Below are 15228 nucleotides of genomic sequence, written 5' to 3' on the forward strand. Positions count from 1 at the left end.
ACCGTTTCCAGACTGTTCGGCAGGACATAGGCCACGGCATCCCCCGGCCCGATCCCCAGGGAGCGAAACAGATTGGCCGCCCTTACCACCTGATCGTGCAACTGTCCCCAGGTCAGGGTCGTGGCCTTGTCAGCGGGACCCGAGGTCAGCTGGAACGACACTGCCGACCGCGCGGCGAACCGATCCCGCGCCCTTGCCAGAAAGGGATAAATCGCTTTGGGCTGGCCCCGTTCCGCCCAAGGCATCTCAGCCTCGGTTGCCCGCTTGTCCCCGATCACCGCAAATTTCTGCATCCTGCCCCCCGTTTTCCCTAAACTGGCCCTTCGCGCCCCACCGGGCAAGGGCAGAATTCCTGACTGGCCGTGAAGCAACGGCGCGGCTTTGCCGCAAGCCTAGGCGTTCGAGGGGGCTTTGCCCCCTATTCGCTGCGCTCATACCCCCAGGTATTTAGGGCAAGATGAAAGCTCCTTCATCTTGTCCTAAATACCTCGGGGGAGTCCGAAAATACCTCTGGGGAGTCCGAAGGACGGGGGGCGGCTGCCCCCCCGGCCGAAGCGAAGCGGAGGCCACTTTAAATCCCGCGGCGAAGCGGGGGTCACGGAAAGCCTTTTGGCCGCAGGTCATGCCACAGGATCAGAATCGGATCGCTTCCAGAACCTCTGGCTCGATCAGATCCACCCCCGGCGGCAGCCCGGCCCGCAGCGCGCTCGCGTCTTGCGCCAAGATGGGGAAGGTCTTGTAATGGCAGGGAATGACCGTGCGGAATTGGAAGAAGCGGCGGCAGGCATAGGCGGCGCGGTCCATATCCATCGTGTAATGCCCGCCCGCCGACAAAAGGCCAATGTCGGGTTTGTGGTAATCGGCCAGCCAATCCATATCGGCCATCACATCGGTATCGCCCGAGAAATAGATGACATGGCCTTCGCCCGCGATCATGTAACCGCATTCCGACCCCGCCACCTGCAAAGCACCCCCCAGATAATCAAGGCTCGATGAATGCACGGCATGGACCATGGTGACCTTGGCCCCGTTCAGATCGACCGTGCCGCCCTTGCCAAAGCCCAAGGTCTGCACCCCTTCGCTGGCCGCCCAATACTCCGCCAGCTCATGGCCGCAGACGATGGGCAGGCCGGTTTCGCGGGCAATCGCCAAGGCGTTGCTGGCATGGTCGCCGTGGCCATGGCTGATCAGAATATGGGTCGCCCCGGCCAAGGCTTCGGGCCGCCGCGCCTCGGGGAAAGATGGGTTGCCGGTCAGCCAGGGATCAACCAGCAGAACCGCCCCTTCGATGGTGATGCGAAAGCCCGAATGGCCCAGCCAAGTGATTTCCATATGCGCACTCCTGTTTTCTGAACCCCTAAGTTTAGCTTGCGACGCCCGGATGACAACCTTGCGCCGCTTGCAGGCCGGGCGCGGCAGGGCTAAACGGGCGCATGATCTTCGGAGAAGCCCATGTCGATTGACGTTGATACCGCGCGCCGGGTGGCGAAACTCGCCCGCATCCGGGTGGATGAAAGCGATCTGCCAGCCTTGGCGGACGAGCTGAACGGCATTGTCACCTTCATGGAACAGCTGAACGCGGTCAATGTCGATGGCGTGGAACCCATGACGGGCGTGACCCCGATGCGCCTGAAACGGCGCGAGGATGTGGTCACGGATGGCAACATGCCAGAGCGGATTCTGAAGAACGCGCCCGACGCACGGGAAGGTTTCTTTGCAGTGCCGAAGGTGGTGGAATGAGCAAGTCGCTGAACAGCCTGACGATTGCCGAGGCGCGGGATGGCCTGCGCAAGGGTGAATTCACCGCCAGCGAACTGACGGGGGCCTGCCTGACTGCGATTGACGGGGCCGATGCCTTGGGCGCTTTCGTCCACAAGACGCCTGACATTGCCCGCGAACAAGCCACCGCCGCCGATGCGCGGTTGGCAAAGGGCGACGCGCCTGATCTGTGCGGCATTCCCTTGGGCATCAAAGATCTGTTCTGCACCAAGGGCGTGCCCGGACAGGCGGCCTCGAACATTCTGGCCGGTTTCCTGCCGGAATATGAATCGACCGTGACCAGCAAATTGTTCGGCGCCGGCGCGGTGATGCTGGGCAAGTTGAACATGGACGAATTCGCCATGGGCTCTTCCAACGAATCGTCCTGCTATGGTCCTGCAGTGAACCCTTGGCGGTCCGATGACCGCGAACTGACCCCCGGCGGATCGTCGGGCGGTTCAGCCAGCGCCGTCGCCGCCGACCTTTGCCTTGGCGCGACCGGCACCGATACGGGCGGTTCCATCCGTCAGCCTGCGGCCTTTACCGGCATCGTCGGGCTAAAGCCGACCTATGGCCGCGTCAGCCGTTGGGGCATCGTGGCCTATGCGTCGTCGCTGGATCAGGCGGGGCCGATGGCCAAGACGGTCCGCGATACGGCGATCTTCCTACAAGCGATGGCGGGGCATGACGCCAAAGATTCCACCAGCGCCGACATTCCGGTGCCGGATTTTGAAGCGGCCTTGACCGGCGACATTCGCGGCAAAAAGATCGGCATTCCCCGCGAATACCGCGCCGATGGGATGCCTGCCGAAATTGCCGCGCTTTGGGCCAAGGGCGCGGATATGTTGCGCGATGCCGGGGCGGAAATTGTCGATATTTCTTTGCCGCATACGCAATATGCTCTGCCTGCCTATTACGTGATTGCGCCCGCCGAGGCGTCGTCGAACCTCGCCCGCTATGACGGCGTCCGCTATGGCCACCGCGCCAAGCTGAGCCAAGGCGATGGCATCACCGAAATGTATGAAAAGACCCGCGCCGAGGGTTTCGGGGCCGAGGTCAAACGCCGGATCATGATCGGCACTTATGTTCTGTCGGCGGGTTTCTATGACGCCTATTACAATCGGGCGCGGAAGGTGCGGGCCTTGATCAAGCGCGATTTCGATCAGGTCTTTGCGGGCGGCGTCGATGCGATCCTGACGCCAACGACCCCCAGCGCCGCCTTTGGCTTGGGTGAAATGGCCAGCGCCGATCCGGTGCAGATGTATCTGAACGACGTCTTTACGGTCACAGTGAACCTGGCGGGTCTGCCCGGCATCAGCGTGCCGGTCGGTTTGGACAGTCAGGGCCTGCCCTTGGGCCTGCAACTGATCGGGCGACCGTGGGAAGAGGCAGCGTTGCTCAATCACGCCTATGTGCTGGAAAAAGCCGCGGGCTTTGTGGCCAAACCGGGCAAATGGTGGTAATGGCGCGAATTGAGCGGTCTTTTGGGCGAAAAATCGGGGGAACACCGATGCGGAACTGTGTTTTCATTCTGGCCCTGACTGGGCTTGCGGGCTGTCAGTCCTCTTGGAACTCCGAGGCGGGGGCTGGGGTCGGTTTTCAGAATTACGGGCAATACCAGAACCAGCGCGAAGCGGCGCTGAATGGCGCCTATGGACCATCGGGACAGCCAACGGGATTTTCGACCGAACGGATTGGCAGCGCGATCGACGCAGCCACTGGCCAGCCTGTGGGCAGCCAGGTGGGCGGCTATGGCGCGGTGCAACCCGCCCAGCCGCAATATGGCGATCAGACCGGCGGTGGCGTTGGCGCGGTGATCGGCGCGGCACCAACCGGCCAGCTGGACCCGAACCGTCCGCGCGCCGATACGATTGCCGGGGTCGCCTCGGTGTCGTCCGAGGTGGATCCGAACAATGCGGGCATCTCGGATGAGAATGATTTTGGGGCGGTTTCCGCGCGCGAGACCATCGAATCCGACGCCGAACGCATCGCTCGCAACCGCGACCAATATCAGGTGATCCAGCCGGGGGCCCTGCCCACGCGCGACGGCACCGATGGGTCCAGCAACATCGTGGGCTTTGCCATGTCGACCAGCCATGCGCCGGGCACGCCGATGTACAAACGGTCGTCCATCGGCCTGTCGAACCCCGAACGTGCCTGTTCGCGTTTCGCCTCGCCGGATCTCGCGCAAGAGGCGTTTCTGGCGGCGGGTGGCCCCGACCGTGACCGCAAGGGTCTGGATCCCGATGGTGATGGCTATGCCTGTTCCTGGGATCCGCGGCCCTTCCGTGCGAACTAAGGCGCTTTGGGCGGGGGATTTCCCTTCGCCCAATTGCGGCCCGCGCCGCGGTGGGGTTCTGCCCGATCTGATTGTTCTGCATTTCACGGCCATGGCCAGCACCGCAGAATCGCTGGCGCGGCTGTGTGATCCGCAGGCGGAAGTGTCCTGCCATTACCTGATCGCACCCGAAGGCGATGTTCTGCCACTTGTCCCCGAAGAACTGCGCGCCTGGCACGCCGGGGGCGGTGCTTGGGGGTCGACGACAGATGTGAACTCCCGTTCCATCGGCATCGAGTTGCAGAACGATGGCCGCTCGCCCTTTGGCTTTGCACAGATGCAGGCCTTGGTGGCATTGCTGGCGGATATTCGGCATCGCTGGGCCATTCCCGCCGAACGCATCATCGGCCATTCCGACATGGCCCCTTTGCGCAAGGCCGACCCCGGCGCTCGGTTTGATTGGCGTGGCCTGGCATTGGCGGGGCAGAGCGTCTGGCCAGACCCCGCGCCCGAACCGGCTGCCGATTTTCGCGCGGCGGCGCGGGCCTTTGGCTACCCTGATCTGGAAGAGGCGACCTTGCTGGCCGCCTTTCGCCTGCGCTTTCGGCCTTGGGCCACGGGCCCGCTAGAAGCCACAGACCGCGCGCTGATTGCCGATCTGGCGGCACGCTTTCCCGTTGACGCAGGCCGTCGCTGGGCCTAAGCCCGCCCTGCGCGGAAGGCTGGATGATCGCGGGGGGCAACCCCCGAGGAAAGTCCGGACTCCATGAGGCAAGGGTGCCGGGTAACGCCCGGCGGGGGCAACCCCAGGGAAAGCGCCACAGAGAAGAGACTGCCCTGCATGCAGGGCGATGGTGAAACGGTGGGGTAAGAGCCCACCGCGGACCGGGCAACCGGGACGGCATGGCAAGCCCCACCCGGAGCAATGCCAAATAGGGGCCTCGCGCGGGTCTGGTCCGCGGCCGCAAGGCCGGGGATACCGCCGCAGGGATGCTTCAGCCCGAGAGGCCCGGGTTGGCAGCTTGACCCCGCTGGTAACAGCGGCGGCAGAGGAATGGTCATCCAGAGGGGCAACCCTTGGACAGAATCCGGCTTATAGGCCTTCCGCGCGTTTTGGCTGTGCCCGTTGGCTATCGGTTTGGCCCCGGATGCACCCCATCAAAAACAAGCCAAAAAGCTGCGTTTCGCGGTTGACTCTGTCAGTATGATCCGTAAAAAGCGGGCTTGAAATTTTGGTAGCGTCCCTTGCGGCGCAGGAGACGAGACATGGCGAAGCCGACGACGATCAAAATCCGTCTGAACTCGACGGCGGGCACCGGCCACTTTTATGTGACCAAAAAGAACGCCCGGACGATGACCGAAAAGATGTCGGTCCGCAAATATGACCCCGTCAAGCGGGAGCATGTGGAATACAAGGAAGGCAAGATCAAGTAAGATCTGCGCCCCTTTACGATGGAACAAGCCGCCCTTTGGGGCGGCTTTTCTTTTGGACGATTTAGGGTCGATGATGAAGCGATAAGGGCCGTGCCCGCCCGGGGGGGCATGGCCCGGCTGGTTGCCGGGCGGGACGAGTGGCAGGTAGGGTTCTTCCCGTGATACCGCCCAAAAGAAAAGGGCCGGTCAGATGACCGGCCCTCTGCCTACTCGAACTCTGCCTTACTCGCGGTTGCCCAAGAATTGCAGCAGGAACATGAACAGGTTGATGAAGTCGAGATAAAGGTTCAACGCCCCCATGATCGCCGATTTCGCCAGCCATTCCTGGTCGCCCATCTGCGCATGTTGCAGATAGGTGGTCTTGATGTTCTGCGTGTCATAGGCTGTCAGACCGGCAAAGATCAGCACGCCGATGACCGAGATCGCGAATTGCAGCGCGTCGGACGCCATGAAGATGTTGACGACCGAGGCTAGGATCAGCCCGATCAGACCCATCATCAGGAACGAACCCATCGCCGACAGGTCGCGCTTGGTGGTGTAGCCGTAAAGCGACAGACCGGCAAAGGCCGCCGCCGTCACAAAGAAGGTCTGGGCAATCGACGACCCGGTGTAGACCGCAAAGATAAAGCTGATCGACAGGCCCATCACCGCCGCAAAGGCGTAGAAGAACAGCTGTGCCGCCGCAGCCGACAGGCGGTTGATCATCGCGCTAAAGGCAAAGACCATCACCAAGGGCGCGAACATCACCACCCAGCGCAGCGGGCTGCCAAAGATCGCGGCCAGCATGGTTTCGTTGGTGCCGACGGCCCAAGCCACCGCACCCGTCACGACCATCGCCACGGACATCAGCCCGTAGACCTTGTTCATATGGGCCTTCAGCCCTTCGTCGATCTGGGCAGAACGAACGCCTGCGCCGACCGAACGGATTGTTTCATACTCAGCCATACAATGCCTCCGTCAGGTTCCCTGAATATCTGTGACCGGTTCGCGCGCGAAGAATTCCGCACGCGCCCGACCTTGTCACCAATGTTGGGAAAGTCGCCCCAGATTTCAAGTCTTACCGTCGGAAAAACCGCGGGCTTAGCGTTTCCAGCTTTCCGGTGCGTCCCAGAACGGGCGATCCGCCTCGGCCTGTGCCGCTTGTGCGGTGACGCCGATATCAGCCAGCAGATGGGCGTCGAGTTCCAACAGATGCTGGCGCTGACGGCGCAGGCTGGCCCAGATCAGCAGGCGGCGCAGGGAAAAGCCTTTGCGGACAGGGGTTTGGCGGCGAAGGGCAGAGGTGAACATGGCAGGGCCTTTCATCACATGATCGGATGGAATTGGGTTCGATGATCTTTCTTGTTGATGAAAATGCCGTGACAGGTTACTTTTGTAAAACGAATGATTGTGAAGTGATCCATCAGGGAATGTGATATGCGGCGCGAATTCGATCTGACAGCTTTGCGGTCGCTGGTGGCGGTGGCCGATGCCGGCGGGGTGACACGGGCGGCGGGGGTGATGAACCTGTCGCAATCGGCGGTCTCGATGCAGATCAAGCGGCTGGAAGATGTGCTGCAATGCGAGCTGTTGGACAGGCAGGGGCGGGGCGTTGCCCTGACCGCGGCCGGCGAACAGCTTTTGTCCTACGCGCGGCGTTTGCTGGCGCTGAATGATGAGGCGTTTGGCCGTCTGACCAATTCGGAATTTGAGGGCGAGGTCATTCTGGGCGTACCGCATGACATCGTTTATCCGGTGATCCCGAATGTGCTGCGGCAATTTGCCCGTGACTTTCCAAAGATGAAAGTCACACTACATTCCTCGTTCACCCGCGGCCTGCTGGAAGAATTCCAGAAGGGCCAGTGCGACATCATCCTGACGACCGAAGGCCATTTGGGTGAGGGGGGTGAGACTTTGGTCGAATTGCCCTTGGTGTGGATTGGTGCTCCGGGGGGGCAGGCTTGGCGGCAGCGGCCCTTGAAACTGGCCTATGAACAACGCTGCATTTTTCGGCAGGGGGTGCAGGCGGCGCTGGATGCGGCGGGCATTCCCTGGGATCTGGCGGTGGAAAGCGACAGCACCCGCACCGTCGAGGCGACCGTCAGCGCTGATCTTGCGGTGCATACCGTTTTGGCCGGTTCGGAACCCCCATATGTTGAAAGGATCGAACATGGCGGACACCTGCCGTCGTTGGGGGGAATGAAGATCAACCTTTACGCGGCCGGGCGGCGGAACAGCCCCGCCGTCGCGGTTCTGGCCGGTCTGATCCGCGATGGCTATAAGGCGCGGCGGATCGAATCTGCGCCGCTTAGAGTAGCGGTCTGAAGGCGGGTGATTCGCCCTGCGTTGCGTCAGGTGATGTAAAGATTGTTTCAGTCGCCTGTTCAATGCATGGATTTTGTGTCACTCACGCGACAGCAGAGATAGAATTAACTGTTTCATTTCGTCCGGAAATGGAAGATTGTTGCGCCGCCAAGCCGGTTTCCTGTATGGTTCTTCAATCCGAAGGATGCGTTCTGGGTGGTTATTTCCCGTCTGGATTGCTTGGGGACACGGATGTGTAGCAATCAGTACCTGGTCTGCGGGTGGGCGCAGCAGGCATATAAAGTGGAGTATAATAATGAAGCATCCCGTTGACGCGCATGTGGGCAAACGGATCCGGCATCGGCGCTGGATGGTCGGCATGACGCAGCAGCAACTGGCCGAAAAGGTCGGTATCAAGTTCCAGCAAATCCAGAAATACGAAACCGGCATGAACCGGGTCAGCGCATCTCGCCTTTGGGACATTGCGGCCTCGCTGGGCGTGGCCATTGCCTTCTTCTTTGAAGGTCTGGACGAAGCCAAGGCTTCGACCGCCCCCGTCGAAGGGGATATCCTGGCCGATAAAGAGGCTCTCGATCTGGTTCGGACCTACTATGCCATCCCGGAAGAGCAGCGCCGTCGCCTGTTCGATCTGGCCCGCGTTCTGAGCGACGTCGCCTAAGCGCGACCCCTCCCCGTGGCTTGACCCCGGCGCAGCAAAAGGCTAGCGCCGGGGGATCAGCAAGGGGATGTTTCCATGACAAATTTGACCCCGGCGTTGCAGCAAGATCTGCGCAGCGTGGCCCATGAGCTGGCCGAAGCGGCGCGCAAGGCGACGCTGCAACATTTCCGCACGGCTTTGGATGCGGAAAACAAGGAAACTGACCGTTTTGATCCGGTGACCGTCGCCGACCGCCTGTCAGAAGAACGCATGCGCGAGATTCTGGCCCGCCGCCGCCCTCAGGATGGCATTTTGGGCGAAGAATACGGCGCAAAGCCCAGCGAAAACGGGCTGACCTGGGTTCTCGACCCAATTGATGGCACACGGTCCTATCTGGCGGGGACGCCGACTTGGGGGGTGCTGATCTCGGTCGCGGATGAAACGGGCCCGATCTATGGTCTGATCGACCAGCCCTATGTCGGCGAACGGTTCGAGGGGGGCTTTGGCCTTGCCGAAATGACCGGCCCGCATTGGAACCGGCCCTTGAAAACCCGCTCCGCACGCCCCCTTTCGGAATGCCTGCTGATGTCCACCTTCCCCGAGGTGGGCACGGCCGAGGAAGGTGCGGCCTTTCGCAAACTGGTGCCGCAGTGCCGCCTGACCCGCTATGGCACCGATTGCTATGCCTATGCGCTGATCGCGGCGGGCCAGATTGATCTGGTGGTCGAGGCGGGATTGCAACCCTATGACGTGCAGGCCCCGATGGCGGTGATCGAGGCGGCGGGTGGCATCGTCACCGACTGGACGGGAAAGCGCAATCCGCAGGGCGGGCGCATTCTGGCGGCGGCGAATGCACAGGTTCATGCGGCAGCCTTGGCCGTTCTGAACAGCTAGGCTTCCACGGCCAAACGGGCTAGGGTCCGGCGAAAGCAGGGGGCGGCATGGATCAAGCTTTGGACGAAGACCACCCGCTGGACGACCGCCGGATGGAGGCGGTGCAAGCAGCGCTGGAGGCGGGCGATGGCGTCACGCTTTCGGTACTGCTGGAACCGCTGCACGCCGCCGATATTGCCGACCTTCTGGAACAGATTGGCCCCAGCGGGCGCCGTGACCTGCTGGCCCTCTGGTCGCCCCAGATGGATGGCGACATCCTTTCGGAACTGGACGAAAGCATCCGCGAAGAGGTGATCGCCGCCCTTCCGCCCGAGGTTCTGGCCGAGGCGGTGCGTGATCTGGAAACCGACGATGTGGTTGACCTGCTGGAAGACCTAGAGGAACCACAGCAAGAGGCGATTCTTGACGCGCTAGATGTCAGTGACCGGGCGGCGGTGGAACAGGCGCTGACCTGGCCCGAACATTCCGCCGGCCGCCTGATGCAGCGCGAAGTGGTCATGGCACCCCAAGACTGGACCGTGGGACAGGCCATCGACTTTCTGCGCGGAGCCGAGGATCTGCCCGATCAGTTCTATCATGTGATCCTTGTTGACGCCCGGATGAAACCCAAGGGCTATGTCACTTTGGGCCGCATCCTGTCAGCCCGCCGCGACATGGCCCTGCGCGACATCGTCGAGGATAGCTTCCGCACGGTGGCGGCGACGGATGAAGAGGCGGACGTTGCCTATATCTTCAACCAGTATCACCTGATTTCCTGCCCCGTTGTCGATGAAAACGACCGGCTGGTGGGGGTGATCACCATCGATGATGCGATGGCGGTGCTGGACGAGGAACACGAAGAAGACATGCTGCGACTGGCGGGGGTCGGCGACGATTCCAACCTGTCGGACGGTCCCTTTGAAACCGCCAAGGTGCGCCTGCCTTGGCTGGTGGCCAATTTGGCGACGGCCTCGCTGTCTGCCTTTGTCATCAGCCGGTTTGAGGCGACGATCACCCAATTGGTGGTTCTGGCGGCGCTGATGCCGATTGTCGCCTCCACGGGCGGGATTGCGGGCACGCAGGCCTTGGCCGTGTCGGTGCGGGCCTTGGCCACGCGCGATCTGACGCGGGCGAACACGCGGCGGGTGGTTTTGCGCGAATTGGGGGCCGGGTTTCTGAACGGGCTGGGCCTTGCGATCATTCTGGGGCTGGCGGGGGCTTTGATCTTTGGCTCGCCCCTGCTTGGGGCCGTGCTGGCGGGCGCGATGATCGTGAACCAGATCGTGGCGGCCTTGGGCGGGGTTCTGGTGCCCCTGACGCTCGACAGGCTGGGGCTGGACCCGGCGCTGGCTTCGGGGACATTTGTCACGACATTGACCGATGTTATGGGCTTCTTTGCCTTTCTGGGGCTGGCAACGGTGTTCCTGATATGACCTTGGACGAGATCAAAAAAGCCGCCCGCAAAGACGCCATGGCGCGGCGGGCGCAGGCTTTCGCGGCGGGGCAGGGGCAGGCGGCGGAAATTCTGGCCGATTTTCTGGAACGCCATCCGGGCAAGGCTCTGTCCGGCTATATGCCGATGCGGACCGAGATTGACCCGCTGCCCGCCATGGCCGCGCATGACGGGCCGGTGGGCGTGCCCGTGATCACGGCGCAGGCGACGCCGCTGCGTTTCCGCGAATGGTCGCCCGGTTGCGCGCTGGAGGACGGGCCGTTTGGGGCCAAGGTTCCGGCCGAGGGCGCATGGATCGAACCCGACATCCTGATCGTGCCGCTGCTGGGCTTTGACGCCCGCGGCTATCGGCTGGGCTATGGCGGCGGTTTCTATGACCGGACATTGGAACTGCTGCGGGCCAAGGGGCCAAGAATCGCCGTGGGTTTTGCCTTTGCCGCGCAGGAAATGGACGAAGTCCCGATTGACGGTTTTGATCAGCGGCTGGATTATCTGGTGACGGAAAAGGGCATCATCCATTTCCGCTGAAAAGGGGGCGTCATGCTGTTTCGGGCTTTGCTGCTGGGTCTGGCGTTTTTACCCTCAATCACCTTGGCCCAGACCGATTGCAGCCGCTTGGGCCGTGACCCCATCGAGATGGTTCTGTTCGAAAGCCATGCCGCCATCGCGATCATGGACCGAAAGGCCGAAGTCCTGACCTATCGCGAGGCAATCCCCGGCAGCGATCTTCTGGCGGATACAACGGTTCATGCGGCGAATTTTCCGTTGCGGTTCCGCTGGGGCGATCAAGAGCGGATCATGACTTGGGAAGGGCCGCTGCCTGGCTTGGCAGATCTGACGGCGGGCAACAGCTTTCGCGCGACGGCCCAGATTGCGGAAAACGGCAAAGCCGCCGGAACCATGACGGTCACGGTTCAGGTGGTGGGTCCGACCGAGATCGCGATCCGGGATTGCACCTATCCTGTCGTGGAAATGCAGGTGACGCATGAAACCGATTCTGGGCCGGGGCCGGTTGTCGTGCGGAAGTGGCTCCACCTGCCTTCGCTGATTGTTCTGGGCTCGGACGTTCAGCAGAATGGCAAGACTACAGAAAACCGGGTAAGCCAGATTCTTTACAAGGCCAACTGAACCCGCCGCCGCAGGATTGAAATGACCGACCTTTTGCACCAGACCCTTGCCGCCGCTTCCAAAGACCAGCCGACGACCACCACGGACGGCACCTATCTTGAACGCCATCCGCATGGGCTTCGCGAACGCCGTGCCCAGACCATCACCGATGATCGGGGCAGCCTGTTTGAAATCTGGAACAAGCAATGGGCCTTTGACGATCAGCCGATGGAGCAGGTCTATATCACCACCCTGCGCCCGAATGTGGTGAAAGGGTGGAGCCTGCATAAAACGCATGAGGATCGCTATTTCATCGTCAAGGGCACCATGCAGGTGGTGCTTTACGATGTGCGCCCCGACAGCCCGACGCGCGGCCATCTGTTCAAGCTGACGCTCTCCGATCAGGCGCGGCGGCTGATCACCATCCCGACTTTTGTCTGGCATGCTGATTATAACGTGGGTCAGGACGAATGCCTTTTGATCAACATGCCAACCAAGATCTACAATTATGCCGACCCTGACAAATGGCGCTTGCCCATCGACACCGACCTGATCCCCCATCAATTCCCCGGCGCGCGGGGCTATTGATGGACCTGCTGGAACGCACATTGGCCGCGGCCAGCAAGGATCAACGCACCACCGATGACAAGGGCACGCTGCTGGCGGGCCTGCCGCAGGGCGGCACTTTGCGCGCCTCACCCCCGATCACCGACGACCGCGGCAGTTTGTTTGAAGTGTTCAACGAGGTTTGGCCGGGGCAGGGCGGCAACCCCGTTCGGCAGGCCTATGTGACGACCATGCGCCCCGGCGTGGTCAAGGGCTGGGGCCTGCACAAGCGGCACGGTGACCGCTATTTCCTGCTGACGGGCACCATTCAGTTCCTGATGTATGACGTCCGCCCCGACAGCCCCACCTTGGGTCATCTGTTCAAGGTGACGGTGTCCGAGGCGAACCGCCAATTCCTGACCATCCCGCCCTTTGTCTGGCATGCCGATCACAATGTTGGGGATACGGAGGCGCTGCTGTTGTCGATGCCGACCGAACCCTATGACTATGCCGATCCCGACAAATGGCGGCTGCCCTTGGACACGCCCCTGATCCCCCACAAATTTCCGGGGGCGCGGGGCTATTGACCAAGTTTTCGATCCTTCTGCCGACCCACAACCGCCCCGAGGTGCTGCATCTGGCGATCCGCTCGGTGCTGGCCCAGACGCGGGACGATTGGGAATTGCTGGTCGTGGGCGACGGCTGCACCGACAACACCGGCGCCGTGGTGCAGGGCTTTGGCGATGCCCGCATCCGCTGGTTTGACCTGCCCAAAGGGCCGGGCTTTGGCTATGCCAACCGCAACATCGCACTGCGGCAGGCCAAAGGCGAATTGGTCGCCTTTCTGGGCCATGACAACCTGTATTTCCCCGACCATCTGGAAAAGATGGGCGCGGCCTTTGCCCGACCCAAGGTGCAGTTCGCCGTCTCTCGCCCGTTGTTCATCGATGACGATGGCACCGTCCTGCCCTTTTTCGCCAATCTGAACATCCCCCCCGTTTTCCGCGAATTCATGGAGGTGCGGAATTTCGTGCCCGCAACCGCCGTGATGCACCGCCGCAGCGCCTTTGACCGGGTGGGCCTATGGCCCGAGCGCGCCGAAGGCTCTGGCGATTGGGATCTGTGGAAGCGTATCTTAGCCGATTGCGGGCGGCCCGGTCTTGCGATGGTCGACCAACCCACCTGCCTGCATTTCCGCGCCAATTGGCGGCGTGAAAACGGCTGGGGGCCGACCCCCGCGCGTTGGCTGCGGGCCGTGCGCGACTCCGATGGCTGGTGGCCCAAGGGGCTGAACCTTGACCTCGAAGGCACGGGCTTGCCGCAGGAAAAGGTCTGGTCCCTGTTGCAGGGGCCGTCTGCTGTCGGCCAAATTCGCGAGGCGGCGAACCGCCTGCGCGACCATCTGGCCTGGACGGCGGGGCTGGACCCCGCCTTCCGCTGATCAGTGAACGATGGTTTCCTGTTTCACGAACATGTTCGACCAAGCGCGATCAATCAGTTCCGGCGTCATTTGATAGGGGATGCCTTCAAATTCGCAGACCGCGATCATCTGGTCGATCAGATAGACCGGCTGATAGTTCGCATAGTTGTTGTTGATCGTCGGATATTTGTTCTTCATCAGATACAGCAAGGTCTGCTCGTCCAGCGGCATCTTGCGCTTGCGCGCGACCATGGCAAAAATCTTCAGGAAGTTTTCCTGGTTCGGCCCATCGATCTTGATCTTGAAGAAGATCCGCCGCAGGGCCGCGCCGTCAAAGATTTCGTTCGGGTGGAAGTTGGTGGAAAAGATCACCAGCGTGTCGAATGGCACGGTGAATTTCTCGCCCGATTGCAAGGCCAGAATATCGCGGCTTTCTTCCAAAGGCACGATCCAGCGGTTGACGATCTTTTGCGGCGGTTCCTGCTGACGGCCCAAGTCGTCGATGATGAAGATGCCGCCGTTGGATTTCATCTGCAACGGGGCCTGATAGGTCCTGGCCACCGGGTTGTAGGTCAAATCCAGCATGTCCAGCGACAATTCACCGCCCGTGATCACCGAAGGCCGGTCGCAATAGACATAGCGGTTGTCAAACCGGTTCGACGTGCGGCGCAGCGAATTCGGATCGTCCGTCGCCGCTTCGGCCTTGGAGTGCACGATCGGATCATAGACGCTGATGACGATGCCACCATATTCGATGGCGCGGGGAACATAAATCTTACCGCCAACCGAAGCGATGATACCGTTCGAGATCGAGGATTTCCCGTTGCCGGGCGGACCATACATCAGGATCGAACGTCCTGCGGTCACGGCCGGACCAAGATTGCCGATCAGATCATCGGGAAGGATCAGATGCCCCATGCCCGACAACAATTGTTCGCGCGACAATTTGATGTTGCGGATCGACTGTTTGGTGATCTGGACCTTATAGGCCTCCAGCGGCACAGGCATGGCGCCATAATATTCTGACTGCGACAGCGCATCCATCGCCCGGTTCTTGCCGGCCTCGGTCAGCTGATAGCCCATTTCATTGCCCGAGGTGGCGTGCAGGGTCCCCGTCGCCTCAACCAAGCGTTGCTGGCGGGCCATATCAACCAGTTCCTGCACCAAGGGCACCGGCAGGCAGACCACTTTGCTGATGTCGGTGACAAAGGACAGGTTCATACGGAACATGGATTTAAGCAGGATGTCCCGCATCATCACCGTGCCCAGACCGACATCGGCCAAAGTGCGGGGCGAGGCTGGAGCCTCGACACCAGAGCTGGCGGGCGGAGTGGTTTCCATGTTCATCGCTTTGTCCCCGGCAATCCTAGCAGAATCAGTGCCCAATGGGGCACCGCGCAATATCTGTCGCTTTAACT

Annotated in this window: 19 protein-coding genes and 1 other RNA gene; 15 read left to right on the forward strand and 5 right to left on the reverse strand. The window is 61.6% G+C overall.

The genetic code is table 11. The features are described 5' to 3' along the window. Both IE095_RS18260 and IE095_RS04500 read right to left on the reverse strand, forming a co-directional pair. A partial coding sequence (locus IE095_RS18260; protein ID WP_229804531.1) for an AMP-binding protein occupies positions 1 to 293 on the reverse strand: 293 nt, incomplete at its 3' end. A 340-nt stretch (positions 294 to 633) separates the two neighbouring features. After that, on the reverse strand, positions 634 to 1332 hold the full coding sequence (locus tag IE095_RS04500) for a metal-dependent hydrolase (protein ID WP_189410423.1): 699 nt from the start codon (positions 1330 to 1332) through the stop codon (positions 634 to 636). 120 nt (positions 1333 to 1452) lie between these two features. Between IE095_RS04500 and gatC the strand changes: the two genes are divergently transcribed. The 6 genes from gatC to rpmG all read left to right on the forward strand — a co-directional run bounded on the left by gatC (position 1453) and on the right by rpmG (position 5470). After that, complete coding sequence (gene gatC, locus IE095_RS04505) at positions 1453 to 1740, forward strand: Asp-tRNA(Asn)/Glu-tRNA(Gln) amidotransferase subunit GatC (RefSeq protein ID WP_189410424.1); 288 nt, start codon at positions 1453 to 1455, stop codon at positions 1738 to 1740. Then, positions 1737 to 3221, forward strand: coding sequence for an Asp-tRNA(Asn)/Glu-tRNA(Gln) amidotransferase subunit GatA (gene gatA / locus IE095_RS04510; RefSeq protein WP_189410425.1), 1485 nt, complete (start codon positions 1737 to 1739; stop codon positions 3219 to 3221). The genes gatC and gatA overlap by 4 nt, the downstream gene beginning before the upstream one ends. A gap of 47 nt (positions 3222 to 3268) precedes the next feature. Next, positions 3269 to 4057, forward strand: coding sequence for a hypothetical protein (locus IE095_RS04515; protein WP_229804499.1), 789 nt, complete (start codon positions 3269 to 3271; stop codon positions 4055 to 4057). After that, on the forward strand, positions 4047 to 4739 hold the full coding sequence (locus tag IE095_RS04520) for an N-acetylmuramoyl-L-alanine amidase (protein ID WP_505824301.1): 693 nt from the start codon (positions 4047 to 4049) through the stop codon (positions 4737 to 4739). The genes IE095_RS04515 and IE095_RS04520 overlap by 11 nt, the downstream gene beginning before the upstream one ends. A gap of 11 nt (positions 4740 to 4750) precedes the next feature. Continuing rightward, positions 4751 to 5148, forward strand: an RNA gene (gene rnpB, locus IE095_RS04525) — RNase P RNA component class A. A gap of 154 nt (positions 5149 to 5302) precedes the next feature. Then, positions 5303 to 5470, forward strand: a complete 168-nt coding sequence (gene rpmG, locus IE095_RS04530) for a 50S ribosomal protein L33 (RefSeq protein ID WP_189410428.1) — start codon at positions 5303 to 5305, stop codon at positions 5468 to 5470. 222 nt (positions 5471 to 5692) lie between these two features. Here rpmG and IE095_RS04535 read toward each other — a convergent pair whose 3' ends face one another. Together IE095_RS04535 and IE095_RS04540 are read right to left on the reverse strand one after the other, a co-directional pair. Then, positions 5693 to 6415: a Bax inhibitor-1/YccA family protein gene (locus tag IE095_RS04535; protein ID WP_189410429.1), complete on the reverse strand. Its 723-nt coding sequence runs from the start codon at positions 6413 to 6415 to the stop codon at positions 5693 to 5695. A gap of 135 nt (positions 6416 to 6550) precedes the next feature. Further along, complete coding sequence (locus tag IE095_RS04540) at positions 6551 to 6760, reverse strand: DUF1127 domain-containing protein (protein ID WP_189410430.1); 210 nt, start codon at positions 6758 to 6760, stop codon at positions 6551 to 6553. Between the two features lie 126 nt (positions 6761 to 6886). On the opposite strand from IE095_RS04540, the gene IE095_RS04545 reads away from it, so the two are divergent. From IE095_RS04545 to IE095_RS04585, 9 genes are all read left to right on the forward strand, one after another. Then, positions 6887 to 7774 (forward strand): LysR family transcriptional regulator, encoded by an 888-nt coding sequence (locus IE095_RS04545; protein WP_189410431.1) that lies wholly within the window; start codon positions 6887 to 6889, stop codon positions 7772 to 7774. A 295-nt stretch (positions 7775 to 8069) separates the two neighbouring features. Continuing rightward, positions 8070 to 8432: a helix-turn-helix domain-containing protein gene (locus IE095_RS04550; protein ID WP_189410432.1), complete on the forward strand. Its 363-nt coding sequence runs from the start codon at positions 8070 to 8072 to the stop codon at positions 8430 to 8432. Between the two features lie 75 nt (positions 8433 to 8507). Next, positions 8508 to 9305 carry a histidinol-phosphatase gene (gene hisN / locus IE095_RS04555; RefSeq protein WP_189410433.1) on the forward strand — a complete coding sequence of 266 codons (798 nt, stop codon included), beginning with the start codon at positions 8508 to 8510 and terminating at the stop codon, positions 9303 to 9305. 47 nt (positions 9306 to 9352) lie between these two features. After that, positions 9353 to 10717 carry a magnesium transporter gene (gene mgtE, locus IE095_RS04560; protein ID WP_189410434.1) on the forward strand — a complete coding sequence of 455 codons (1365 nt, stop codon included), beginning with the start codon at positions 9353 to 9355 and terminating at the stop codon, positions 10715 to 10717. After that, on the forward strand, positions 10714 to 11265 hold the full coding sequence (locus IE095_RS04565; protein ID WP_189410435.1) for a 5-formyltetrahydrofolate cyclo-ligase: 552 nt from the start codon (positions 10714 to 10716) through the stop codon (positions 11263 to 11265). The genes mgtE and IE095_RS04565 overlap by 4 nt, the downstream gene beginning before the upstream one ends. 12 nt (positions 11266 to 11277) lie before the next feature. After that, positions 11278 to 11865 carry a hypothetical protein gene (locus IE095_RS04570; RefSeq protein ID WP_189410436.1) on the forward strand — a complete coding sequence of 196 codons (588 nt, stop codon included), beginning with the start codon at positions 11278 to 11280 and terminating at the stop codon, positions 11863 to 11865. Between the two features lie 21 nt (positions 11866 to 11886). Further along, positions 11887 to 12432, forward strand: a complete 546-nt coding sequence (locus IE095_RS04575) for a dTDP-4-dehydrorhamnose 3,5-epimerase family protein (RefSeq protein ID WP_189410437.1) — start codon at positions 11887 to 11889, stop codon at positions 12430 to 12432. Next, positions 12432 to 12977 carry a dTDP-4-dehydrorhamnose 3,5-epimerase family protein gene (locus tag IE095_RS04580; RefSeq protein WP_189410438.1) on the forward strand — a complete coding sequence of 182 codons (546 nt, stop codon included), beginning with the start codon at positions 12432 to 12434 and terminating at the stop codon, positions 12975 to 12977. Before IE095_RS04575 ends, IE095_RS04580 begins: the two co-directional genes overlap by 1 nt. Beyond that, positions 12974 to 13831 (forward strand): glycosyltransferase family 2 protein, encoded by an 858-nt coding sequence (locus tag IE095_RS04585; RefSeq protein WP_189410439.1) that lies wholly within the window; start codon positions 12974 to 12976, stop codon positions 13829 to 13831. Before IE095_RS04580 ends, IE095_RS04585 begins: the two co-directional genes overlap by 4 nt. On the opposite strand, the gene IE095_RS04590 is transcribed toward IE095_RS04585, so the two are convergent. After that, positions 13832 to 15157: a DUF8689 domain-containing protein gene (locus tag IE095_RS04590; protein WP_189410440.1), complete on the reverse strand. Its 1326-nt coding sequence runs from the start codon at positions 15155 to 15157 to the stop codon at positions 13832 to 13834. It lies immediately after the preceding gene. Between the last annotated feature and the right edge of the window lie 71 nt (positions 15158 to 15228).

Origin of the sequence: Neogemmobacter tilapiae (genome assembly GCF_014652215.1) — a bacterium.
GTDB lineage: Bacteria > Pseudomonadota > Alphaproteobacteria > Rhodobacterales > Rhodobacteraceae > Neogemmobacter > Neogemmobacter tilapiae.

What these genes read in the sequence shown, in the direction of transcription:
- IE095_RS04540 (WP_189410430.1), bottom strand. Translation starts at nt 6,760, where the DNA reads ATGTTCACCTCTGCCCTTCGCCGCCAAACCCCTGTCCGCAAAGGCTTT.
- IE095_RS04515 (WP_229804499.1), top strand. Translation starts at nt 3,269, where the DNA reads ATGCGGAACTGTGTTTTCATTCTGGCCCTGACTGGGCTTGCGGGCTGT.
- rpmG (WP_189410428.1), top strand. Translation starts at nt 5,303, where the DNA reads ATGGCGAAGCCGACGACGATCAAAATCCGTCTGAACTCGACGGCGGGC.
- IE095_RS04580 (WP_189410438.1), top strand. Translation starts at nt 12,432, where the DNA reads ATGGACCTGCTGGAACGCACATTGGCCGCGGCCAGCAAGGATCAACGC.
- IE095_RS04575 (WP_189410437.1), top strand. Translation starts at nt 11,887, where the DNA reads ATGACCGACCTTTTGCACCAGACCCTTGCCGCCGCTTCCAAAGACCAG.
- gatA (WP_189410425.1), top strand. Translation starts at nt 1,737, where the DNA reads ATGAGCAAGTCGCTGAACAGCCTGACGATTGCCGAGGCGCGGGATGGC.
- IE095_RS04570 (WP_189410436.1), top strand. Translation starts at nt 11,278, where the DNA reads ATGCTGTTTCGGGCTTTGCTGCTGGGTCTGGCGTTTTTACCCTCAATC.
- IE095_RS04535 (WP_189410429.1), bottom strand. Translation starts at nt 6,415, where the DNA reads ATGGCTGAGTATGAAACAATCCGTTCGGTCGGCGCAGGCGTTCGTTCT.
- IE095_RS04590 (WP_189410440.1), bottom strand. Translation starts at nt 15,157, where the DNA reads ATGAACATGGAAACCACTCCGCCCGCCAGCTCTGGTGTCGAGGCTCCA.
- mgtE (WP_189410434.1), top strand. Translation starts at nt 9,353, where the DNA reads ATGGATCAAGCTTTGGACGAAGACCACCCGCTGGACGACCGCCGGATG.
- IE095_RS04550 (WP_189410432.1), top strand. Translation starts at nt 8,070, where the DNA reads ATGAAGCATCCCGTTGACGCGCATGTGGGCAAACGGATCCGGCATCGG.
- IE095_RS04565 (WP_189410435.1), top strand. Translation starts at nt 10,714, where the DNA reads ATGACCTTGGACGAGATCAAAAAAGCCGCCCGCAAAGACGCCATGGCG.
- IE095_RS04545 (WP_189410431.1), top strand. Translation starts at nt 6,887, where the DNA reads ATGCGGCGCGAATTCGATCTGACAGCTTTGCGGTCGCTGGTGGCGGTG.
- hisN (WP_189410433.1), top strand. Translation starts at nt 8,508, where the DNA reads ATGACAAATTTGACCCCGGCGTTGCAGCAAGATCTGCGCAGCGTGGCC.
- gatC (WP_189410424.1), top strand. Translation starts at nt 1,453, where the DNA reads ATGTCGATTGACGTTGATACCGCGCGCCGGGTGGCGAAACTCGCCCGC.
- IE095_RS04500 (WP_189410423.1), bottom strand. Translation starts at nt 1,332, where the DNA reads ATGGAAATCACTTGGCTGGGCCATTCGGGCTTTCGCATCACCATCGAA.